Below are 22832 nucleotides of genomic sequence, written 5' to 3' on the forward strand. Positions count from 1 at the left end.
ATCCGAACGGCATATGAGGCGGCGATCGGCACCTCATTTAAAATAATGTCGACAAATTGATATGGAAATCATGCCGATGGACAAGCCCGACACGCCCACGCTGCGCGCCTTCGCGCTGCTGGAATATCTGGTCCAGGCGGGCAACCCCGTGTCGCTGACGGACATGGCCGACGACATGGGTATGCCGAAGCCTTCGCTGCATCGGATGCTCGCGTCGCTCGAAGCGGGCGGACTCGTGATTCGCGAGCCCGGCGACCGAAACGCGTATGTCGTCGGCCCGCGTCTTGCGCAACTCGGTCTCAACGTGATGACGCACGCGGGCGCACGGCGTTTGCGTCATGCGATCCTCACCCGGCTCGTCTCCGATCTCGGCGAGACCTGCAATCTGACGATGCTGCATGAAAACGAAGTGCTGTATCTGGATCGCGTGGAAGCGCCGTGGCCGCTCAGGCTCGACCTCAAGCCCGGCTCGCATGTACCCGTCTGGTGCAGCGCGAGCGGCAAGCTGCTACTCGCGCTGCAACCGCGCGAGGAACGCAATGCGCTCGTGCGCGCGATGAAACTCGAGCGCTACACGGCAAACACGATCACCGACACGGAAATGCTGGAAGCGGAATTGGACCGCATCGCGAAGAAGGGCGTGGCGATCGACAACGAGGAGTTCGTGCAGGGCATCGTGTGCGCGGCCGCGCCCATCGCCGACGCGCACGGCACATGTATCGCGGCGATCGCCGTTCACGCGCCTGTGTCGCGCACGCCGCTCTCGCGCGCGCTGGAAATGGTGCCGCGTCTGAAGGAAGCCGCGGTGGAGTTGGGCAAGACATTCTGAAGGCCCGTTCCGGATCAGCCGTATAAAAAAACGCAACCGAGCGTTCTGAAAATCGTGGCGTCGCCGCCGCTTCCCGGCGTAAAGTAGTCGTAATCCGAAACCAACCGTTCCGTTTCCGATTCATGCGCGACGTCACACATCTCGATCCTTCCGAACACGCCGGCGATGAAGCACGGACGCTTCGCCCGCTTGCCGTGCTCGAACAACTGGCGGCCGCCGGCCACGCCTACACGCTGTCGCAACTGGCGGCGCGCGTACGCATTCCCAAGGCGACATTGCTCCGGCTGATCGATTCGCTCGAAGCGCAGGGCTATGTCACGCACATGCCCGACTCGCGCGGCACCGATCGCGGCATCGCGCTCGGGCCGCGCGCCGCCCAGCTTGCACTCGCCACGCTCGCCAACAATTCGTTCACGCGCGCATGCCGGTCGATCCTGCGCTCGCTCGTCGACGTGATCGGCGAAAGCTGCAATCTCACCGCGCTCGACGGCGATACCGTCCTTTACATCGAGCGCGTCGAAACGGCCGAGCCGCTGCGCTTGCACATGCAGGCCGGCATGCGCGTGCCGCTGCATTGCACGGCGAGCGGCAAGCTGTTTCTTTCGCAGATGCCGCTGGCCGAGCGCCGCCAGATTCTCGGACGCCTCACGCTCACCAAGAAGACGCATCGCACGCTGACTGACCGGTCGTTGCTCGAAGCCGAGCTCGACCGGCTCGCGGCGCGCGGGATCGGCATCGATAACGAGGAGTTCGTGCTCGGCATGGTCGCGGTCGCGGTGCCCATCACCGACGCCTCCACCGGGCGCGCGCTCGCGTGCCTCGCCGCGCATGCGCCGACCGCGCGCGCGAATCTCAACGATCTGCTGCAGGCGGTTCCGCAGTTGCGCGAAACCGCCGTGAAACTCGCAACGCTCATCGATACGTCCGACGGACTGACGCTCATGACGCGTCAACGCCCCGCCGCACGCTGACTCCGCATTTCGCCGAACTTCCCGCCGAAGGCCGCCGCACGGGCATCGGCGGCGATTCGCCCTTCTTTTGAACGACTTCATTCCGATTTTTTAGAGACGAATCATTCCATTTATTCGAAAAACAGGTTGACCGCGGAATCGGCCTGTCCTACGATGTCTTCACGATACGAATTCCGGAACAGAACGTTCCGTTTTATTTCACCCGGAGACATTCATGAGCGAGCACGACCAAGCACGTCCGTCCAAGACCACCCTCGCCGCCACCGGCGCGGCGCCCAGCGGTCCGCAGGCGATGACCCCGTCCGAAGCATTCGTCGAAACGCTCGCCGCCAATGGCGTGACCGAGATGTTCGGCATCATGGGTTCGGCATTCATGGACGCGATGGACATCTTCGCGCCCGCCGGCATCCGTCTCATTCCGGTCGTGCACGAGCAGGGCGCGGGTCATATGGCCGACGGCTATTCGCGCGTGTCCGGTCGTCACGGCGTCGTCATTGGTCAGAATGGTCCGGGCATCAGCAATGCGGTGACGGCCATCGCTGCGGCGTACTGGGCGCACAGCCCGGTCGTGATCGTCACGCCGGAAGCCGGCACGATGGGCATCGGCCTCGGCGGTTTCCAGGAAGCGAAGCAACTGCCGATGTTCCAGGAATTCACGAAGTATCAGGGCCACGTCACGCATCCGGCGCGGATGGCCGAATTCACCGCGCGCTGCTTCGATCGCGCGATGTCCGAAATGGGACCGACGCAGCTCAATATTCCGCGCGACTATTTTTACGGCCAGGTGAAGGTCGAGATTCCGAAGCCGCAGCGTCTCGATCGCGGCCCCGGTGGCGACCAGAGCCTGAACGAAGCGGCCGATCTGCTCGCGCAAGCGAAATTTCCCGTCATCATCTCGGGCGGCGGCGTGGTGATGTCCGATGCCATCGAAGAGTGCAAGGCGCTCGCGGAACGTCTGGGCGCGCCGGTCGTCAACAGCTATCTGCATAACGACTCGTTCCCGGCGAATCATCCGTTGTGGTGCGGCCCGCTCGGTTATCAAGGCTCGAAGGCGGCGATGAAGCTGCTCAGTCAGGCCGATGTCGTCATCGCGCTCGGTTCGCGCCTCGGACCGTTCGGCACGCTGCCGCAGCACGGTCTCGACTACTGGCCGAAGGAAGCGAAGGTCATCCAGATCGATGCGGATCACAAGATGCTCGGCCTCGTGAAGAAGATTTCCGTCGGCATTTGCGGCGATGCGAAGGCGACTGCCATCGCGCTCACGCAACGTCTCGCGGACCGCAAGCTCGATTGCGATGCGACGAAGGATGCCCGCGCGAAAACCATCGCTTCTGAAAAAGCCGCGTGGGAGAAGGAGCTCGACGAGTGGACGCACGAGCGCGATCCGTACAGCCTCGACATGATCGAAGAGCAGAAGGGCGAGAAGCCCTTCAGCGGCGGCCAATATCTGCATCCGCGTCAGGTGTTGCGCGAACTCGAAAAGGCGATGCCGGAAGACGTGATGGTCTCGACGGACATCGGCAACATCAACTCGGTCGCGAACAGCTATCTGCGCTTCAACAAACCGCGCAGCTTCTTCGCGGCGATGAGCTGGGGTAATTGCGGCTATGCGTTCCCGACGATCATCGGCGCGAAGGTCGCGGCGCCGCATCGTCCGGCCGTGTCGTATGCGGGCGATGGCGCGTGGGGCATGAGCCTGATGGAGACCATGACATGCGTGCGCCACAACATTCCGGTGACGGCCGTCGTCTTCCATAACCGTCAATGGGGCGCGGAGAAGAAGAATCAGGTGGACTTCTATAACCGCCGCTTCGTCGCGGGCGAGCTCGACAATCAAAGCTTCGCCGAGATCGCGAAGGCGATGGGCGCGGAAGGCATCGTCGTCGACAAGCTGGAGGATGTGGGCCCGGCGCTGAAGAAGGCCATCGATCTGCAGATGAATCATGGCAAGACGACGATCATCGAAATCATGTGCACGCGTGAGCTCGGCGATCCGTTCCGCCGCGATGCGCTCTCGAAGCCGGTACGCATGCTGGACAAGTACAAGGACTACGTCTAAGTCCTGCCTCACGCCGCTGCGCGCCCGCGCAGCGGCGCTTTCCGACCGACCATCGAGAGCCCGCCATGAAAGCCATGCATCGCATCATCGATCAGGCTCGCGACCTGCCGATGCGCGTCGTCCTCTCCGAAGCCGAAGACACGCGCGTCCTTCAGGCGGCGCAACGCGCGCACAGGGAAGGTATCGCGCGCATCGTGCTCGCGGGTGCGAAAGCGCGCGCGTATCAGGTCGCGGATGGCGCGGGCATCGATCTCGAAGGCATCGAGGTGATCGATCCTTCTCAATCATCGCTTGGCGAACGCTTTGCGGAAGAGCTTTTCGCGTTGCGCGAGAAAAAGGGCATGACGCCCGATCAGGCGCGCGCCGCCGTGCGCGATCCGCTGTGCTTCGCGAACCTCATGGTGCGTATGGGCGAGGCCGACGGATCGGTCTCCGGCGCGGTCAACACGACGGCGGATGTCGTGCGTAACGCGATTCAGATCATCGGCGTTCGGCCTTCATTCAAGCTCGTTTCCAGCTTCTTTCTGATGATGCTCTGCGAGCCCTTTCATACGATGAAAGGCGGCCTCGTCTTTTCCGATTGCGCGCTCGTCGTCGAGCCGAATGCGGAGCAACTCGCCGAAATCGCGATGGCCGCGGCCGACAGCGCACGCAGTCTGCTGATGGAAGACCCGCGCGTCGCGATGCTGTCGTTTTCGACGAGCGGCAGCGCGCATCATGCGGCCGTCGACAAGGTCATCGAAGCGACGCGGCGCGTGAAGGAAGCGCGCCCCGGCCTCGCCATCGATGGCGACGTGCAGCTCGACGCCGCGATCGTCGCCGAAATCGCGATGCGCAAGGTGCATCACTCGCAGATCGAAGGACACGCCAACACGCTGATCTTCCCGAGTCTGGAAGCGGGCAACATCGGCTACAAGCTCGCGGAGCGCATCGGCGGTGCGAAGGCTATCGGCCCGTTGTTGCAAGGGCTGGCGAAGCCCGCCAACGATCTGTCGCGCGGCTGCAGCGCGGACGATATCTTTCACGTAATCGCCGTGACTTGCGTGCAGGCGCAGGCAGCGCGGCATCACCCGGCGTGAGCGCGCATCATGGACACGCGAGCCGATACGGAAGCCTTCGCTCACCCTGAATCGACGGATGGCGCGCCGCTCGCCGAAAGCGCCGCGCGCAACGAAACGCCTACGCTGCGCGCATTCAGCGTGCTCGAACATCTGGTCGCGGCGAAGGGCGCGCTGTCGCTCGCGGAGCTGGCGAACATCATCGAGCAACCGAAGGCATCGCTGCATCGCATGTTGCAATCGCTCGAAGCGGGCGGCTTCGTCGCGCGCGAGCCGGGCCAGAAGAACGCTTACGTGATCGGCCCGCGCCTCGAACGGCTCGGCGTCGACGTGATGATGCACAGCGGCGCGCGGCGCCAGCGTCATGCGATTCTGGAGCGTCTCGTCGCCGATCTCGGCGAAACGTGCAACCTGAGCACGCTGCACGACACGCAAGTGCTTTATCTCGACCGCTGCGAATCGCCGTGGGCGCTGCGACTGGAGCTCAAGCCCGGATCGCATGTTCCCGCGCATTGCAGCGCGAGCGGCAAGCTGCTTCTTTCGATGATGCCGCGCGACGAACGCAGCGCGCTCGTTCGCGCGATGCGGCTCGAACGCTTCACGCCCAACACGCTCGACGATCCGAACCTGCTCGAAGCGGAACTGGATCGCATCGCGAACAAGGGCATCGCCGTCGATAACGAAGAGTTCGTGTTGGGCATCGCCTGCGTCGCCGTGCCGGTTTTCGACTCGCGCGGCAAGTGCATCGCGGCTATCGCCGTGCATGGGCCGGTCTCGCGCATGGCGCTGTCCCGTGCGCTGACGTTCGTGCCGCGCCTGCAGGAAGCCGCCGCCGAGCTCACGGGCACTTTCTGACGCGCCGCAGCATCGTTACTTCGGATGGCGAATCAATAAATCGCGGCTCAGGGACAACCCCAATCCCCCTTCCGCTTCTGAATCGGAATTCGCACTTTCCGTTTCACTTTCGCGAGCTTCCGCGCTTTTCTCTTGGCTTCCTTGCCCGCTTCTTCCACATTGAACGAAACGCAAGCGAAACGATTCGTTCCAAAAGAAGACCTCAGGAGACAGGTGTCATGCAGCAGGAAGTCGATTACGTCATCGTCGGTGCGGGCTCGGCAGGTTGCGTGCTCGCCAACCGTCTGAGCGCCGATCCGTCCAACACCGTGCTGCTGCTCGAAGCGGGCGGGCCCGATGCGAGCCCGTGGATTCATATCCCCGTCGGCTACTTCAAGACCATGCACGATCCCGAGCTCGACTGGTGCTATCGCACGGAACCGGACGATGCCGTCGCAGGACGCAGCATCGACTGGCCGCGCGGCAAGGTGCTGGGCGGCTGCAGTTCGCTCAACGGGCTGCTCTATGTGCGCGGTCAGCGCGAGGACTACGATCGCTGGGCCGAACTCGGCAACGCGGGATGGAGTTACAAGGACGTGCTGCCCTACTTCAGGAAATCGGAAGATCAGGAGCACGGCGCGAGCGAATATCACGGCGCGGGCGGGCCGTTGAAAGTATCGGATTTGCGCTTGCGCCGTCCGATCGCCGATCACTTCATCGCGGCGGCGCAGGAAATCGGCATCCCGTTCAACGAGGATTACAACGGCGCGACGCAAGAAGGCGTCGGCTATTTTCAGCAGACGGCCTACAAGGGCTTTCGCTGGAGCACCGCGAAGGGCTTTCTCAAGCCGGTGCGCGACCGGCGCAATCTTATCGTCGAGACGCGGGCGCAAACGCGCAGGGTGCTGTTCAACGGCAAGGAAGCGGTCGGCATCGAGTACATGCATGAAGGCGTCGTGAAGAAAGTACGCGCGCGTGTCGAAGTGATTCTCGCGGCTGGCGCGATCGGGTCGCCGCAGATTCTGCAGAACTCGGGCGTCGGGCCTTCGAGCGTGTTGAACGGCGCAGGCGTGCAAGTGAGGCACGACCTGCCGGGCGTGGGCCGGAATCTGCAGGATCATCTGCAAGTGCGGCTTGTGTTCAAGACGCGCGAGCGGACGTTGAACGACGAGGTCAACAATCCGCTGAAGAAAGCGCTCATCGGCTTGCAATACGTTATCTCGCGCACCGGGCCGCTGACGCTCGCGGCGAGCCAGGTTGCGATCTTCACGCGTTCGTCGCCGGATGTCGCGCGTCCCGACATCCAGTTTCACATGCAACCACTTTCCGCCGACAAGCCCGGACAAGGCGCGCATCCGTTCTCGGCGTTCACGTCTTCGGTGTGTCAGTTGCGGCCGTACAGCCGCGGCAGCGTCGAGATTCGCTCGAACGATCCGCTGCAATATCCCGCGATTCATGCGAATTATCTTTCCGACGAACGCGATCATCCCGTCGTGATCGGCGGCATCAAGGTGGCGCGACGCATCGCGGCGGCGCCTTCGCTCGCGAAGCACATCGTGTCGGAGTTCATTCCTGGTTCGGAGTATCGAACCGATGCCGATCTGCTCGACGTCGCGCGCAAGTTCAGTCAGTCGATCTATCACCCGGCGGGCACCTGCAAGATGGGCAACGATGCATCCGCGGTCGTCGATGAGCGCCTGAAGGTGCGCGGCATCGGACGACTGCGTGTGGTCGATGCGTCGATCATGCCGGAGCTCGTATCGGGCAACACGAATGCGCCTGTCATCATGATCGCGGAGAAGGCGGCCGACATGATTCTCGAAGACCAGCGCTATCAGCACGTCACGCATGTGGAAGACGTAACCCAGGTCGTTGCGGAAAAGCCCATGGCCCATGCAGGCCAAAGAGACTGAGCACAAGTCTCGAACCCATCACGGAGACAAACCATGAACGCACTGCCCCGAACCGATGGCAAACAGATGAGAAAGGTCGTCGTCGCAAGTCTGATCGGCGCGACGATCGAGTGGTACGACTTCTTTCTGTACGGCGTGGTCGCCGGCATCGTCTTCAACAAGCTCTATTTTCCAGGCAGCGATCCGCTCATCTCGACGATGCTCGCTTACGGCACCTTCGCCGTCGGCTTTCTCAGCCGGCCGCTGGGCGGCGTGATCTTCGGGCACTTCGGCGATCGCGTCGGCAGAAAGAGCATGCTCGTGATGACGCTGACGATCATGGGCGTCGCGACGGTGTTGATCGGCATGGTGCCGACGTATGCGCAGATCGGCATATGGGCGCCATCGCTGCTGCTGTTTCTGCGCGTGCTGCAAGGCATCGGTCTCGGCGGCGAATGGGGCGGCGCCGTGCTGATGGCGTTCGAATACGCACCCGAGAACAAGCGCGGCTTCTATGCGAGCATTCCGCAGATCGGCCTCGCGCTCGGCTTGTGTCTGTCGTCGGGCGTCGTCGCGGGGCTCTCGCTCATGCTGACCGACGCGCAGTTCCTCGCATGGGGCTGGCGTATCGCGTTCTTCCTGTCGTTCGCGCTTGTGCTCATCGGCATGTATATCCGCCTGAACGTGATGGAAACGCCGGAGTTCGCCCGCATCCAGAAGACGGGCAGCGAAGCGCGCATGCCGATCGTCGATGTCATCACGAAGTATCCCGGCAATACGCTTGCGGGCATGGGCGCACGCTTCATCGATGGCGTGTTCTTCAACGTGTTCGGCGTGTTTTCGATTTCTTATCTCACCGGCACGCTGCATCTGCAACGCACGGACGCGCTGCTCGGCGTAATGGTCGCCGCGTTCGTGATGATCTTCACGATTCCGTTCTTCGGACGGCTGTCGGATCGCGTTGGGCGTGCGCGCATTTACTTCTGGGGATCGCTTGCGACCGGGCTTTCCGCGTTCCTCGGCTTCTGGCTCATGAAGAATAGCGGCGGCAATACGATGCTCGCGTGGCTCGCGGTCGTGATTCCGCTCGGCGTGGTTTATGCATCGATCTATGGTCCGGAAGCCGCGCTCTTCTCCGAACTCTTCGACGCGAAAGTGCGCTACTCGGGCATCTCGTTCGTGTATCAGTTCTCGGGGATCTTCGCGAGCGGCATCAGCCCGATCATCGCGACGTGGCTCTTGCAACGCAACGGCGGCGATCCGTGGATGATCGCGGGATACTGCCTCGCAGCGGGCATCGTCAGTGCGATGTCGGCGGCGTGGGTCGGGTTGCGGCAGAGAAGGGAGATGGCGTTTTCGGTGCGGGGCGCGAGTTGACTTGCAGCTCAGAAGAAGAGACTCATCAAAAACTTCACCGGCCTGAACGACACCGGCTCGGCGTGCTCGTCGAGCGAGAGCCGGGCGAAATAGACGGCGTATGCGGGCACTTCGCGCCAAATCGAATACGCGTCCATCGCCCTGACTTCACGCGGAAACGCACCCGGCAAGACCGTTGCGCCAAGGCTCTCGAACGCGAGCTGCGCTCGTGGAAGGTGGAAATAGCGAGCAAAGACCCGCACGATGACACTTCAAGGCGGTCTCGAGCCGCGCCGCGAGAATGGGCTTTGGCGTGCCGTCATCTTGGAGCGCATTTCGGAAGACCACGGCGACGTCGGCGCGTTCGAAAGGCACGGTGATACGTCGCAGGCAGATCAGCACCATGCGAATCATGGAGGCGCGCATCACGCGGGACTCCCCGCAACGCCAACCTGCCGCCTCAACCATTCGACATCGACGTGCTGCAGATAGCTTCTGATGTTTCCCCACACCGGATGAAATCCATAGCCGCCATGCAGCAACTCATCTTCGGCCTGTTGCCTGGTCCACCCTTGATACACCACGCGATACAGCGCCGATACCAGCCCCGTGCGATCCGCGCCATGCTGACAGTGAATGAGAATCGGACCATCGCGGTCGACATCGCGCAGCGCCTTGAGTGCGGCGATCATGTCCTCGTCCTTGATGTTCCATGTGTTGATACGGATGCGCTGCAGCGCGATGCCGCTGCCTTCGAGAGCATCCTCATCGGAATGAAACGAACGGAAGCTGACGATCTTGCGGATACCCAGTGCGCGCAGTTGCACGATATCGGCCGCCGATATCTGCGCGCTCCGATAAAGCGAAGGCGTGATGCGATGAAGATTGTCGACGCCTGCGTACACGATCGGTTCGGCCCAGTTCAGCGGGCGTTCGACCGTCATGGATGCAGACGTGGCCGGAGCGGGCGCTGCCGCCATCTTCGACTGCAGGACGTATGCCGCAGCCATGAAGCCCGCGCCGTAAAACAAAATGCGGAAGACTTTATTCATGCGACGACCGCCCCGTGCCAGGCTCACGCGACAGATGAAACAACACGAGCGCTGCAATGCTCATGGTCCAGTAATCGGTTGGTGCGAACCCGATCCAGTGCTTGTGCCAGGGCACATGAAGCGCATCGAAGCGATCGATGCCGAACGCGGGATTGAGAGCGAACCAGAGAAAGTCTTCGATCAGCCAGAACGTCATGACGCATGCGACGATGCGCGCCTCGATGCGCCATGACCATCGATCGAAAAAGATCACGGGCAGATGAAAGAACAACGCGACGAATGGAAAGACCCACGCGTGATACCCCGTCATCGGTCTGCCGCCCCAGAAGATGTCGAGCAACCAGTGATGTTCGATGCGCCATGTCGGCAAGCTCGCGGCCCAACCTGCGTTGCCTTCGATCTGTATTTCGACGTTGGCGAACAAGAAGCCCAGCAGCGCGACCCAGCCGACGAGCGCGAGCGTGCGCCCGCCAGGCACGAGGACACGTGCGTTCATGCCGCCACCTTTGTATCCGGATTGCCGAGCGCATCGCACACCGTATCCAGAACGAAACGTGCTGCATACGGACGCGAGAGCGGCGCGATTCGCTCGCGCATCGCATCGAGCCGGGCCGGATCGTCGAGCAGCGCGCGAACGCGATACTCCAGCGCCACTGCATCGACGGCTTTCAGCGCGACGCCGTGTTCGAGCAGGTAATCCGCATTGCGCTCTTCCTGCCCCGGGATCGGCGAGGTGACGATCATCGGCCGTTTCATTGCGAGGCACTCGGACGTGGTCAGCCCGCCAGGCTTCGTGATGACGAGATCGGAACACGCCATCAGGCGCTCGACGTTGGGCGTGAAGCCGGAAACGTGCAAACGTGCTGGATGGAACGCGCACAGTTTTCGCAACGCGGCGCGCATCGCTTCGTTGCGACCCGCCAAAGCGATCAACTGAAAATCGCCGTCCATGTTCAGCAGACGTTCGGCGAGTGCGTCGAGCGCGCCAAGACCTTCGCCGCCGGACATCATCAACAGAGTCATGCGCGCAGGGTCCAGGCCGCATTGCGCCGCGCACGCCGCGCGGTCGAGAGGCTCGCTGAAGGCGGGCATGACAGGTATCCCGCCGATGTGAACCGATGCCGATGAAACGCCGCGGTTCGTCATGCGCCAGGCGACTTCGTCGTTTGCGGCGAAATATCCCCGCATCCCCGGCACGACCCACATGCGATGAAGATCGAAGTCCGTGACTTGCACCCACACCGGCGTATGGATGTTGCCGAGACGACGTTCACGCGAAAGCAACTCGGCAGGCAGGAAATGCGTGCAAATGATCGCATCGGCGCGATGCCGCTCGATCTCCGTTGTCAGCGCGCGGCAGTTGAGCCGCTCGACCGCGCGTCGAAGACGTTCGCCGAATGATCGTGGCGAAGCGCTGTCCGTCTTCTGATAGAGATAACTCCAGAGGGCCGGCTGGCGAGCGACCAGTTTGATGTAGAACTCTGCGTAAAGCGCCTTGAAACTTGCGGGAACGAAGTCCATGACATCGAGATGCACGGCTTCGACACTTGCGGGATGAGTCTTTGCATAAGCGCACAGCGCCTCTGCTGCGCGAACGTGGCCGGCGCCCGCGCTCACGCTTAGAACAAGAACCTTGGGCATACTTATCGGAAAGCTCGATGGGGTGACTGTTCGATTCGGCTTGGAGATCACGCTAGCGCGCCGCCGATATCGTCAATAGAACCAACTTACGAAGTCGTCATCCGTGAAAAACGCAGGCGATTCTATTCAATCGTCGCGCCGCATCCGCTATCCGGGATCATTTTTTACTTCAGCGTCATCGTGCGAACGGATTCGCGGCTAACAGCTCGTCTGCCTTCGGGCTATTTTTCAACTGGCGCGACAGGCAAGCCCCACGTAATATCGACACATCCAATAAACGTTCCACAAGGAGACATGCATGCCCATCCGTCCTACCGCGATGCTTTGGGCGCAGCTCTTCGAGCGCTCGCGGGTCTCGGGGATGAGCCTGCAAAACCAGATCCGCCAGATGATCGTCAATGCGATCCTGAGCGGTCATATCGCGCCCGATTCCGCCTTGCCTTCGAGCCGCGAACTCGCCGATCAGCTCAACGTGTCGCGCAACACCGTCGTGCTCGCGTATCAGCAACTCGTCGAGGAAGGCTACCTCGTCTCGCGCGAACGCAGCGGCCATTTCGTGAATCCGGCAACCGACGAGTTGCAACGCGGCTTCACCGCAGCGGGCGTCGCGGAAACATCGAGCATCGAGACGCAGCAAGGTCATCCCGACTGGAGCGCGCGCATCCGGCACGCCCCGTCGCATCAACGCAATATCGTCAAGCCGTCGAACTGGCAGAGTTACGAATATCCCTTTATTTACGGGCAATTCGACACCGAACTCTTCCCGACGAGCGACTGGCGCGAGAGCTGCATGCACGGCTTGTCGGTGATGGAAATCCGCAACTGGGCGCCCGATCTCATCGAACGCGACGACGAAACGCTCGTCGAACAAATACGCACGCGCGTGCTGCCGCGTCGCGGTGTCTTCGCGATGCCCGAAGAGATCGTCGTCACGAACGGCTGCCAGCAGGCGCTCTATCTCATCGGCGCGTTGTTGTGCGGCACGCAGACGAAAGTCGGCATGGAGAACCCCGGCTATCCCGATGCGCGCAACATCTTCCAGCATCACAACGCGCAAATCGTGCCGCTCGAGGTGGACGGAGACGGCGCCGTCATCGACGATGAAAGCGTGATCGCGCCTTGCGATTACGTGTATGTCACGCCGAGCCATCAATGTCCGACGACCGTCACGATGCCCATCGAGCGGCGACGCAAGTTGCTCGACCTGTCGGTGAAGCATGATTTCATCGTCGTGGAGGATGACTACGAGAGCGAGAACACGTTCTCGGGCACGCCGCATCCCGCGTTGAAGAGCCTCGATACGGCAGAGCGCGTCGTCTATATCGGTTCGCTGTCGAAGACGCTCGCGCCAGGACTGCGGCTCGGTTATATCGTCGCGCCGCGCGAGCTGATACGCGAGCTGCGCGCGCTGCGCCGTCTGATGATTCGTCATCCGGCCGCGTACATCCAGCGCGCATTCGCGACCTTTCTCGCGCTCGGTCATCACGACACGCTATTGCGCAAGCTCGGGCGCGTCTACAAGGAACGCGCCGAAGTGCTGATGGATGCGCTCGCCACGCATCTGCCGGAATTGCGCGCATCGAACGTGACGGGCGGCGCTTCGTGCTGGGTCGAAGGTCCGCCGTGGCTCGACGCGACGCGTCTCGCGAAAGACGCGCAAGCGCTCGGCGTGCTCATCGAACCGGGCAGCGTGTTCTTCGCCGATCCCGCCGATGGTCAGCGATGCTTCCGCATGGGTTTTTCAGCGATACGCGCGGAGCTGATCGAGCCGGGTGTGCGGGCGCTCGCCCAAGTCGTGCAGCAGCGGCGCCCCTGAACGTGCGCGTCTATTTCCACGGCGCCATCGCGTGAAAGACGCCATCGCGACGCACGAGCGCATGAAACAGCGCCGCCGCGAGATGCACGACGATCAGCGCGAAGAAGCACAACGCGAGGAACCGATGCGCGTTCCAGAGCAGCGTGTGCAACGAATTGCTATGCGGCAAAAGTGACGGCAGGCGATAGCCGCCTATCACGACCGGATAATCCGCCGCCGACAACATGCCATAGCCGAGCAATGGCAGCGCGATCATCAACGCATAGAACGCATAGTGCGATAGATGCGCGGCGAGCTTCATCGGCTCGGGCATGTTCGCGGGCAGCGGCGGCGCACCGCGCGCGATTCGCACGGCGAGACGGATCAGCGCGAGCACGAGTATCGCGATGCCGAGCGGCTTGTGTATCGACACGAGCGTCAGATAGTCCGGCCTCACCGTCGACACCATGCCGACGCCGATGAACAGCATCGACAGAATGCAGATCGCCATGATCCAGTGCAGGGCGCGTTGCAGCGGCGAGAACCGCTCGTTGATCGCGTTCATTGCTGCGCTCCTTGCGAAGGCGTGTGCGGATAGGCCTTGTCCTCGGCGGTGCGTCGATTGAACGATACGGAATAGGCAGCCGAGCGCGCGGCAGGAAACGGATCGTCCGATACGCGCATGCCCGAGGGCAGCACGGTCGGATCGAAGTTGAGATCGCGGCAAGGACCGTCCGGCTCCGGCTCGATGGCTTTCACGACGAGCGTGCCCACTTCGACCGTATGCCGGTCTTCCGGCCACGCCTTGCTCGGGTCCGCGGTCGGATCGCCGGGATTCGCGACGGTGACGACCATCGCCCAGCGTTGCGGCGCGCCTTGCACGCGCTGCGTGATCTCGGCATCGAGAAAATTCGCGCCCTTCTGCTTCAATTCGTCCGGCGTCAGCGTCTCGGGCTTCGCGGCGGGAATGAAGGACCAGCGCACCGTCTGATCCTGTCCCTCCGCGTTCGTGAAGACGAAGCTGTTGAGGCTGTTGTAACGCTCGTCCGCATACGATGCCGTCCACGGCGCACTGCCGGCCCACGCGCCGAACGCAGCGATCTCCGGGTGCGCGGCGGCGAACTTCTGCATCGACTCGGGATCGCTCTTGTTCGCGAGCGCGCGTTGCAGGTCGAAAAAGGCCTGCGGTGTCGCAACGGGGAAGAACGGCGCATCGATCATCGCGGAGCGCCACTCGCTGCCGTCGGGCATCACGATGCGCAGGCTCAGGCCGCGCACGCGCGCCATCGCATCCGATGCTTTCGGGTCCGGCGTCGCGAGATTGAAGCGCCCCGTGACGGGATACGTACCCGGCATGAACATCCTGGCTTTGGAGATTGCCGCGCCCGAGCCGTTGGATTCGAAATCGCCGCTGAAGCAGATGCCCTTCGCATGATTGCGTCTGAAGCCCGGCACCGCGCCGCCCGGTGGCGCGAGGCTGCCCACGATCTTCGCCGGTGTGAGGCGATTCGGCGTGAGCCAGCCCGCCGTGTAGGCGAAGGCCGCGACCAGCACGGCGACGATGGCCGCGATTAGGATCAGCGCGGGAAGAGGCGAACGCGGGGAAGCGGATTTGTCAGGCATCGTAGTCTCTCGATCAACGATTCTGTTGCACGGTAATCTAGCAGCGTGACGGAAATCGTGCCAGCAACGCGCAAAATTCGCAGATACCCCCGCTTCGCATTGTCTCCTGGTTCGAAAAAGGAAGTTATGGCCTGCCGATAGCCGCTCGCGATAACTTCGCGTTCATCGCAAGTCGAGCCATTGCTTCAATGCGGGATGGCTTTTGATCGAGTCTTCGAGCAATCCGGTTCTCAATGTCCTGCCTTCGGTGTTCATGTGGAGGTCGGTGTTCAGAAACAGTTTGCGGTTGAAAAGAAGCTGGTTCCGGTCGTCGAGCACGGTTCCGAGCGGAGAAATGGCGCTGGCGAATTGCTTCGATGCCTCTTCGACCCGATCCGCGCGCGTCGTGCTCGTCTGCACATAGGGCGTATTGGCGAAGTAGACCGACACGCCCTTGTCGTGCATCGCATGGACGAATCGCTTCAGCACGAGAAAGCTATCCGGACAGATTTCCGTTTCCTGTTCCGCCGATTCCGGACGTCCCGTGTAATTCGAGCCATCGATCTGCTGCATGTTGCCCAGGCCGTCGAGGTGATACGCGGAATAGGCGAATGATGTCGGCGGCGGCGCATCGATGAATCTCGTCACGATTTCCTGATCGTGAAATGCGCGAAGCCTGTCTTCGATGGATTTCGGAAACCATGTCTCGCGAATTCGAGCCTGCGCGAGTTCGAAGATGAGTCCGGGACCCATCGATGTAATTGCGTCCAGCCGCCGGAATACCGACCACGTCCGCCAGCGGTCGTGATCCCAGGCGATGGCGTTTCGCGCTCTCCAGGTGGCATTCTCCTTGTTGGCATCGTCGCAATAGTATTCGCGCTCCAGTGCGAGAATCACGGTGTCGTCGTTCTCGGCGACGGACGTCACTTCGCCAAGGATTTCATCGAGCGCGAGTCCCGCGTGAAATCCGTAATTCAAAACCGGAATGCCGAGATCCTTGCTCAGTTGCGTCGTGTCCACGCTGAAAAGCACGTTCGATCCGGCCGCTACGATCAGCTTTCGCTGTCCCTTGTAATGCTGCGCGATGCTCCGCTTCACGACCGTCATTTCCCGTACCCAATACTCGCCGGCAATTGGCGCGGGCGCGAGCATCAATGCCGCCGAGAACCAGGCAATCGCGATAATGGCCAGCGACGTCGCGAAGATTTTCAAGTACGTCATGGTCAGAACTCGAAATAGAGAAACTCCGATGGACCCGCTGATCCAATAGCCAGAACCACGACGAAAAAGAGCAACGCCGAAAGACTTGCGGCCAATAACGTAGCGTCGACCCGGCGCGGCAATATCCGGTTCCGGACGCGCGTGAATGAAAGTTCAGCCGACCTGTAGCGCTCCAGCAAACGCTGCAGGTTCGGAAATCCCCACACGAGAACGAAGCCGAACAGCAGCGTGACGAACACCATCGACGGAATGCCGACGGATGGCAGAAAGCCGTCGAAACGCAGCTTCGAACCGAGAACGGGAGCGATATGCCGTTCCAAAGACGCGGGTAGCGAAACACCGTGAAAGCCCGCCATGCCCGCGAGCATGTTCCAGGCGGTCTGAAAGTTCTCGGCCCTGAAGAATACCCATCCCACGACGACGGCTAAAAAGGTCAGCGCTACGCCTGCGATTCGCGCGAACCGGCTCGAACCATCTATTCCCAGACGCGGAGACACGGCGCGCCAGCCGTGATTCACGATCAGATACGCGCCATGCAATCCGCCCCACGCGATGAACGTCCATCCGGCGCCGTGCCACAAGCCGCCCAATAGCATCGTTATCATCAGATTGACGTAGCGGCGCAGCGGGCCGCCGTGTTTGCTTCCGCCGAGCGGTATATACAGGTAATCCCGCAGAAACGCGGATAACGTCATGTGCCAGCGCCGCCAGAAGTCGATGATGCTGGCCGCCTTATAGGGCGAATCGAAATTGATCGGAAGTTTGACGTTGAAGAGCAGTGAGATGCCCACGGCCATATCGCAATAGCCGGAAAAGTCGAAATACAACTGGAGCGTGTACGCGAGCGCGCCCGTCCAGGCTTCCAAGAAAGTCAGCGGCACGCCCGCACTCGCCGCGCTGAAAAGCGGCACGGCGCCTTTGGCGAGCGTGTCTGCAATCAGAACTTTCTTCGCGAGCCCCAGCACGAAAACCGTCAATCCGGCGGATATGTTCTCCGGATTCATCCGGAAGGTTTTCGGATTGCCGAACTGCGGCATCATCTGACTGTGATGCAGCACCGGGCCTGCGATCAGATGCGGGAAATACGTGACGAACAGTAAGTAGTTGACGAAGTTATATTCGCGCGCGATGCCGCGATAGACATCGACGAGAAAGGCGATCTGCGTGAACGTAAAGAACGAGATTCCCAACGGCAGAATGATGTCGAGCGCCGCAAGATTCATCCCCAGCAGATGATTCGATGAATCGATGAGAAAGTTGGCGTATTTGTAGTAGCCGAGCAGACCCAGATCGATTGTTATGGCGCCGATAAGAATCAGCTTCGGATGGCCGCTTTTCCTTTCGCTTTCCCTGCCGATCCACCACGCGGCGGCATAGTTGAACAGGATGGAACCGAGCAAGAGCACGACAAAGCGTGGCGTCCATATTGCATAAAACCAAAGCGACGCCAGCCCGAGCCAGAGCGCAGCGAGCCGATGGCTATAGCGCCCGAGCAGAAACGCGCCGACGAAAACCACGGGAAGAAACGCGAAGATGAACGAATAGGAATTGAAAAGCATGCTCGAGACTCCGCGGCAAACGGCGTCCGGGCGTGCATCACCGCGGATGCGTCGTCGTTCGTTGTCGGTCGAACAGGATGCTAGATGCTGAATGGGACGGCGGGCGGCGCTTGGCCGATGTCACCATCGCTTTGGCTGACGGAAAGGGGCACGCCGAAGCCCGGCGCGCTCGCGTTCAATGAGGAATGCGTCGAACTAGCCCGCTTTCAGCACACGCAGGGCCACCGCGCCCGCCGCCTCGCCTTCGGCCGCCTGCTTCGCCTCGCGCATCGACAGATAGCGCAAACAGCACACGCGCAGAAACGACGCGAAGTTGGTCGGCGCTTCGCCGCGCAGCGCGATCAGTTCGTCGTAGAGCTTGACGGCGAACTGGCTCGTCGTGAGATTTTCGCGCCCGGCGATTTCGTGCAGCACGTCCCAGAAGAGATTTTCGAGCCGGACGGTAGTGATCACACCATGAATGCGCAGCGAACGCGTGCGCGATTCATAAAGGATCGGATCGGCGTTGATGTACACCCGACACATGACGTTGATCTCCAGGAAACGGGCCGCCATGCTCGTCGCACGACGGCCGACCGAACAAACTACTCCGCTACGCGATCATCGGCAATCACGTCAAACCCTGCGCTGCTTCATCTGGCCGGCGATGTAGTCGGCCTGACGGATCGCCAGCGTGACGATCGTGAGCGTCGGGTTTTCCGCCGCGCCCGTCGTGAACTGGCTGCCATCGGAGATGAACAGGTTCGCCACTTCGTGCGTCTGGCCATGCGAATTGCAGACGCCGTCGGCGGCTTTCGCGCTCATGCGCGCGGTGCCGAGATTGTGCGTCGACGGATACGGCGGCACGAGATACGTCGCCTTCGCGCCCGCCGCTTCGTACACCGCGCTGCCCTGCTTGTACGCGTGCTGGCGCATCGCTTCGTCATTCGGATGATCGTCGAAGTGGACGTTCGGCACCGGCAAGCCGTACTGATCCTTCACGTCGGTGTTAAGCGTGATGCGGTTCTGTTCGCGCGGCATGTCCTCGCCGACGATCCACATGCCCGCCGTGTACTGATACTGATCCATCGCCGCCGCGAAGTTCGGCCCCCACGAGCCGGGATCGAGAAACGCCGCATAGAAGGGCAGCCCGAGCGAAAGCGTCTCCATGTGATAGCCGCCCGCGAAGCCGCGCTTCGGATCGAACACGGATTCATCCTCGATGATGCCGGCCATCGTCGTGCCCTTGAACATCTCGACCTTGTCGTTGAACACGCCGTAGACCGAGCCTGTCGTGTGCCGCATGTAGTTGCGGCCGACCTGGCCCGAGCCGTTCGCGAGGCCATCGGGGAACTTGCTCGACTGTGAGTTGAGCAGGAGCCGCGGCGTCTCGATCGCATTGCCCGCCACCGCGACGACGCGCGCCCTCTGCCGTTGCAGCTTGCCGTCCTTGTCGTAATAGACGACGCCCGTCGCCTTGCCGCGCGCATCGTGCTCGATCTTCACGACATGCGATTGCGGGCGCAATTCCATGCGGCCCGTCGCCTGCGCGCGCGGCAGTTCGGTATAGAGCGTCGACCACTTCGCGCCCATGCGGCAGCCCTGAAAGCAGAAGCCGCGCTGAAAGCAGTGCGTGCGATCGTCGCGGACCGTGCTGTTGATCGCCATATGGCCGGTGTTGCACTCCTTGTAGCCGAGCTTCGCCGCGCCCGCCGACATCACTTTGAAGTTGTTGTTGCCCGGCAGGCCCGGATTGCCGTTCGTGCGCGTGACGCCCATCTTCTTTTCGGCGCGGTCGTAGTAGGGATCGAGCTCCGCGCGCGTCACCGGCCAGTCGAGCAGATTGGCGCCCTGCACGTCGCCGTAAGTCGTCTTGGCCTTGAACTCGTGCGGCTGAATGCGCAGGCTCGCGCCCGCCCAGTGGACCGTCGTGCCGCCCACGGTCTTGCAGATCCACGCGGGCAGGTTGGGGAAATCTTTCGCGACGCGCCAGTTGCCCGATGTCGTGCGATTGTCGAGCCATGAAAGCTGCTTGAACGCGCTCCACTCTTCCGTCGCGAAATCGCCTTGCGTGTGCATCGCGCCTGCTTCGAGCACGACCACGTCGACGCCCTTCTGCGCGAGTTCGTTGGCGAGCGTCCCGCCGCCCGCGCCCGATCCGATGATCACCACGACGTGATCGTCGTTGTGCCTGAACTGCACCTTGTTGTCCGTGTACATGTCTGTCTCCGTTTTCCGTCGGATCGCTCGAATGGGTTAGCTGTCTTTCGGAATCGGACCGCTGTTCGCGAGAGGCGGATCGGGCAGCCATGACAGGTTGTTGAAACCCTGATAGAGATAGCCGCCATCGCCCTTCGATGCGCCATAGCCGAAGTGCTGATACGCCAGCGCATTGCTGTACAGGGACACGACGGCCGTGCTGCGTACGGTGTTGAAGAACGGCGTGCCCGCGAGCGCGGCGACGTCCTGCGCCTTGTCGTTCGCGCCGCGCCTCGTCCAGTCGGAGCCGGCTTTGGCGTCGAGCTGCGCGACGCCGTCGGCGAGTTGCTGGCGCACGGCGGGATCGGCTTTCGCCTTGGCGTCGAGATCCTTGACGACGAGCGCGTAGACGGCGTCATCGAGTGTTGCGTGCGGATAGATCTGTCGCGTGACTTGCAGCAGCACTTCGCCCTGATGCGTGTCGAGCCCCTGCATTTCGAGCGCCCAGACGCGGCTCGGCGCGAGGCTCGCGAAGATCGAGGTCGCCGCGATGGTGCCGACCAGCACGCCGGTGCCGTGCAGAAATTCGCGTCGCGTCAGTGCGATGTTCGGTGGCGCGGCGATGTCGTCGTGGTCGTGATGCTCTTCACCGTCGTGCGCGCGCCGCTGCGCGACGATCGGGATGATCGTGTCTCGCATGTCTCTCTCCTTGTGGGGCACTGCAACAGCTTATTTATGTGTGTGGTCCCGCGTGATGCCGCTGACTATCTGACTATTCGTAATGTCCATGCCGTTCGAGAACTTCGATCTTGTAGCCGTCCGGATCCTGAATGAAGAAGTAACGCGCGATGAGCGAGCCGTCGTCGTTCTTGAATTCGCGCACGTCGTTGGGTGAGAGACCGAGGCCGATCAGACGCTCGCGCTCCGCCTTCGCATCCGGCACGCTCACGGCGACGTGGCCGTAGCCGTCGCCATGTGTGTATGGCTCGGCGCGTCCCTTGTTCCAGGTGAGTTCGAGCTCGGCGTTGGTTTCGTCGTTGCGCAGATAGGCGAGCGTGAAGTCCGGAAAGTCCAGCCGGTGCGCGACGCCGAGATCGAAAGCCTTCTCGTAGAAATCGAGCGAGCGTTGCAGGTCCTGCACGCGAATCATCGTGTGAATGAGCTTTGACATGAGCGCCTCCCCTTTTTAGTGAAGTTTAGGAAGCCGCGCGCGCAAAGGGTAATGGCCGGTTAAATCGGGCGTAGGCGTTTGCCCGGGGCTTGCGCATTGGCTCGACGCCACATGATCGCAAACGAACATTCGATCGATGAAACGAAACTATTTGTCGCAATTGAGATAAATTTCGGTCGCCGAGAGTAGGATTGAACCGGCTTTTCGATGCCGAACGTTCGAATTCGATCATCGCGATAGCCGAACAGAAAGGGCACTGCGCGCCGCCGCTCATCGCCCGTCGAGAACAACGGAGACTCAATCTTGAAAACAGTCATCGGCTTGCGCTGGTGGATCATCGCGCTCGTCTGCGCGGGCACGATCGTCAACTATCTTTCGCGCAACGCGCTCGGCGTCATGGCCGCCGAGCTGAAAACGCTCATGAACATGAGCACGCAGCAGTATTCCTATGTCGTCGCCGCGTTTCAGGTCGGCTATACGATCATGCAGCCGGTGTGCGGACTCATCATCGATGTAATCGGGCTGCGGCTCGGCTTCGCGCTGTTCGCGTGCCTCTGGTCCGCGACCGGCATGGCGCACGCGCTCGCCGGCGGCTGGGTGTCGCTCGCGGCGCTGCGCGGACTCATGGGCCTCTCGGAAGCCGTCGCGATTCCGGCGGGGATGAAGGTCGTCGCAGAATGGTTTCCGAATCGCGAGAAGTCGGTCGCGGTCGGCTACTTCAACGCCGGCACGTCGCTCGGCTCGCTGTTCGCGCCGCCGCTCGTCGTCTTTCTTTCGCTGCGCTACGGATGGCAAAGCGCGTTCGTCGTGACCGGCGCGATGGGCTTCGTCTGGGCCGCGTTCTGGTACTGGCTGTATCGCGGGCCGCGCGAGCATCCGAAGATCGGCGAGCAGGAGAAGAACGCGATCATCGAAGGGCAAACGCCCGTGACGAACCGCCCGGGCGAGCAACGCCGCATCCGCGAAGTGCTCGGCACGCGCCGCTTCTGGGCCATCGCGCAGGCGCGCTTTTTCGCCGAACCCGCGTGGCAAACCTTCAGCTTCTGGATTCCGCTCTATCTCGCGACCGAGCGTCACATGGACCTCAAGCAGATCGCCATGTTCGCGTGGCTGCCGTTTCTCGCCGCCGATCTCGGCGGGCTGTTCGGCGGCTATCTTTCGCCGTTTCTGATGAAGCGTTTCCGCGTGCCGCTCATCGCGTCGCGCATCGCGGGCGTCGTGCTCGGCGCGTTCATGATGATCGGGCCCGCGTGCATCGGGCTCGTCGCGTCGCCGTATGAAGCCATCGCGCTGTTCTGCGTCGGCGGCTTCGCGCATCAGATGATCTCGGCGCTCGTCAACACGCTCGCCGCCGATGTCTTCGAGCCCGGCGAAGTCGGCACCGCCGCGGGCTTCGCGGGCATGGCGGCGTGGATCGGCGGACTGGGCTTTTCGCTCGTCGTCGGCGCGCTCGCGGATTCGGTGGGCTTCACGCCGCTCTTCGCCGCGCTCGGCGCGTTCGACCTGATCGGCGCGGCGCTGCTCGTCGTGCTGATGCGCGGCGTGACGAGCGACGCGAATCCGCCCGGCGCGGCGCATCGGGCCGCCTGAGATCGAATGAACGGGAGACACATC

Annotated in this window: 21 protein-coding genes; 9 read left to right on the forward strand and 12 right to left on the reverse strand. The window is 62.0% G+C overall.

The features are described 5' to 3' along the window. The first annotated feature begins 76 nt into the window (after positions 1-76). The 7 genes from NCR93_RS27110 to NCR93_RS27140 all read left to right on the forward strand — a co-directional run bounded on the left by NCR93_RS27110 (position 77) and on the right by NCR93_RS27140 (position 9020). Positions 77-829 (forward strand): IclR family transcriptional regulator, encoded by a 753-nt coding sequence (locus NCR93_RS27110; protein ID WP_008346053.1) that lies wholly within the window; start codon positions 77-79, stop codon positions 827-829. A gap of 122 nt (positions 830-951) precedes the next feature. After that, positions 952-1800 carry an IclR family transcriptional regulator gene (locus tag NCR93_RS27115; protein WP_008346055.1) on the forward strand — a complete coding sequence of 283 codons (849 nt, stop codon included), beginning with the start codon at positions 952-954 and terminating at the stop codon, positions 1798-1800. 292 nt (positions 1801-2092) lie between these two features. After that, positions 2093-3859 (forward strand): sulfoacetaldehyde acetyltransferase, encoded by a 1767-nt coding sequence (gene xsc, locus NCR93_RS27120; protein WP_051078970.1) that lies wholly within the window; start codon positions 2093-2095, stop codon positions 3857-3859. Positions 3860-3924: 65 nt separating this feature from the next. Next, positions 3925-4938 (forward strand): phosphate acetyltransferase, encoded by a 1014-nt coding sequence (gene pta / locus NCR93_RS27125; RefSeq protein ID WP_175980325.1) that lies wholly within the window; start codon positions 3925-3927, stop codon positions 4936-4938. A gap of 9 nt (positions 4939-4947) precedes the next feature. Beyond that, positions 4948-5772 carry an IclR family transcriptional regulator gene (locus NCR93_RS27130; protein WP_239295280.1) on the forward strand — a complete coding sequence of 275 codons (825 nt, stop codon included), beginning with the start codon at positions 4948-4950 and terminating at the stop codon, positions 5770-5772. 218 nt (positions 5773-5990) lie between these two features. After that, positions 5991-7664, forward strand: coding sequence for a GMC family oxidoreductase (locus NCR93_RS27135; protein ID WP_034470087.1), 1674 nt, complete (start codon positions 5991-5993; stop codon positions 7662-7664). Between the two features lie 42 nt (positions 7665-7706). Next, complete coding sequence (locus NCR93_RS27140; protein WP_372492603.1) at positions 7707-9020, forward strand: MFS transporter; 1314 nt, start codon at positions 7707-7709, stop codon at positions 9018-9020. 8 nt (positions 9021-9028) lie between these two features. On the opposite strand, the gene NCR93_RS27145 is transcribed toward NCR93_RS27140, so the two are convergent. The 4 genes from NCR93_RS27145 to NCR93_RS27160 all read right to left on the reverse strand — a co-directional run bounded on the left by NCR93_RS27145 (position 9029) and on the right by NCR93_RS27160 (position 11692). Beyond that, positions 9029-9262, reverse strand: a complete 234-nt coding sequence (locus NCR93_RS27145; protein ID WP_175980324.1) for an ElyC/SanA/YdcF family protein — start codon at positions 9260-9262, stop codon at positions 9029-9031. Positions 9263-9424: 162 nt separating this feature from the next. Then, entirely contained in the window at positions 9425-10051 is a 627-nt protein-coding gene (locus tag NCR93_RS27150) for a dual specificity protein phosphatase family protein (RefSeq protein ID WP_175980323.1), read from the reverse strand. Next, complete coding sequence (locus NCR93_RS27155) at positions 10044-10547, reverse strand: hypothetical protein (RefSeq protein WP_175980322.1); 504 nt, start codon at positions 10545-10547, stop codon at positions 10044-10046. Before NCR93_RS27155 ends, NCR93_RS27150 begins: the two co-directional genes overlap by 8 nt. Continuing rightward, positions 10544-11692, reverse strand: coding sequence for an MGDG synthase family glycosyltransferase (locus NCR93_RS27160; RefSeq protein WP_175980321.1), 1149 nt, complete (start codon positions 11690-11692; stop codon positions 10544-10546). The genes NCR93_RS27155 and NCR93_RS27160 overlap by 4 nt, the downstream gene beginning before the upstream one ends. Before the next feature lie 298 nt (positions 11693-11990). Here NCR93_RS27160 and pdxR point away from each other — a divergent pair, with 298 nt between their 5' ends. Next, the gene (gene pdxR, locus NCR93_RS27165; protein ID WP_175980320.1) at positions 11991-13508 is read left to right on the forward strand and encodes a MocR-like pyridoxine biosynthesis transcription factor PdxR; all 1518 of its coding nucleotides are present in this window, start codon (positions 11991-11993) and stop codon (positions 13506-13508) included. Between the two features lie 10 nt (positions 13509-13518). On the opposite strand, the gene NCR93_RS27170 is transcribed toward pdxR, so the two are convergent. The 8 genes from NCR93_RS27170 to NCR93_RS27205 all read right to left on the reverse strand — a co-directional run bounded on the left by NCR93_RS27170 (position 13519) and on the right by NCR93_RS27205 (position 21218). After that, entirely contained in the window at positions 13519-14052 is a 534-nt protein-coding gene (locus NCR93_RS27170; RefSeq protein WP_008346072.1) for a cytochrome b, read from the reverse strand. Continuing rightward, the gene (locus NCR93_RS27175) at positions 14049-15110 is read right to left on the reverse strand and encodes a catalase family peroxidase (RefSeq protein WP_175980319.1); all 1062 of its coding nucleotides are present in this window, start codon (positions 15108-15110) and stop codon (positions 14049-14051) included. The genes NCR93_RS27170 and NCR93_RS27175 overlap by 4 nt, the downstream gene beginning before the upstream one ends. A 162-nt stretch (positions 15111-15272) precedes the next feature. Continuing rightward, positions 15273-16310 carry a hypothetical protein gene (locus NCR93_RS27180; RefSeq protein WP_175980318.1) on the reverse strand — a complete coding sequence of 346 codons (1038 nt, stop codon included), beginning with the start codon at positions 16308-16310 and terminating at the stop codon, positions 15273-15275. Positions 16311-16312: 2 nt separating this feature from the next. Next, complete coding sequence (locus tag NCR93_RS27185; protein WP_175980317.1) at positions 16313-17869, reverse strand: MBOAT family O-acyltransferase; 1557 nt, start codon at positions 17867-17869, stop codon at positions 16313-16315. 195 nt (positions 17870-18064) lie between these two features. Beyond that, positions 18065-18394 (reverse strand): ribbon-helix-helix domain-containing protein, encoded by a 330-nt coding sequence (locus tag NCR93_RS27190; RefSeq protein WP_033536923.1) that lies wholly within the window; start codon positions 18392-18394, stop codon positions 18065-18067. A gap of 90 nt (positions 18395-18484) precedes the next feature. After that, the gene (locus NCR93_RS27195; RefSeq protein WP_008346081.1) at positions 18485-20068 is read right to left on the reverse strand and encodes a GMC family oxidoreductase; all 1584 of its coding nucleotides are present in this window, start codon (positions 20066-20068) and stop codon (positions 18485-18487) included. Between the two features lie 36 nt (positions 20069-20104). Continuing rightward, positions 20105-20746, reverse strand: a complete 642-nt coding sequence (locus NCR93_RS27200) for a twin-arginine translocation signal domain-containing protein (RefSeq protein ID WP_250532309.1) — start codon at positions 20744-20746, stop codon at positions 20105-20107. Positions 20747-20819: 73 nt separating this feature from the next. Further along, positions 20820-21218: a VOC family protein gene (locus NCR93_RS27205; protein WP_008346085.1), complete on the reverse strand. Its 399-nt coding sequence runs from the start codon at positions 21216-21218 to the stop codon at positions 20820-20822. Positions 21219-21521: 303 nt separating this feature from the next. Here NCR93_RS27205 and NCR93_RS27210 point away from each other — a divergent pair, with 303 nt between their 5' ends. Continuing rightward, positions 21522-22808 (forward strand): MFS transporter, encoded by a 1287-nt coding sequence (locus NCR93_RS27210; RefSeq protein WP_008346087.1) that lies wholly within the window; start codon positions 21522-21524, stop codon positions 22806-22808. The last annotated feature ends 24 nt before the right edge of the window (positions 22809-22832 follow it).

The organism is Caballeronia sp. ATUFL_F1_KS39 (assembly GCF_023630985.1).
Taxonomy (GTDB): Bacteria; Pseudomonadota; Gammaproteobacteria; order Burkholderiales; family Burkholderiaceae; genus Caballeronia; species Caballeronia zhejiangensis.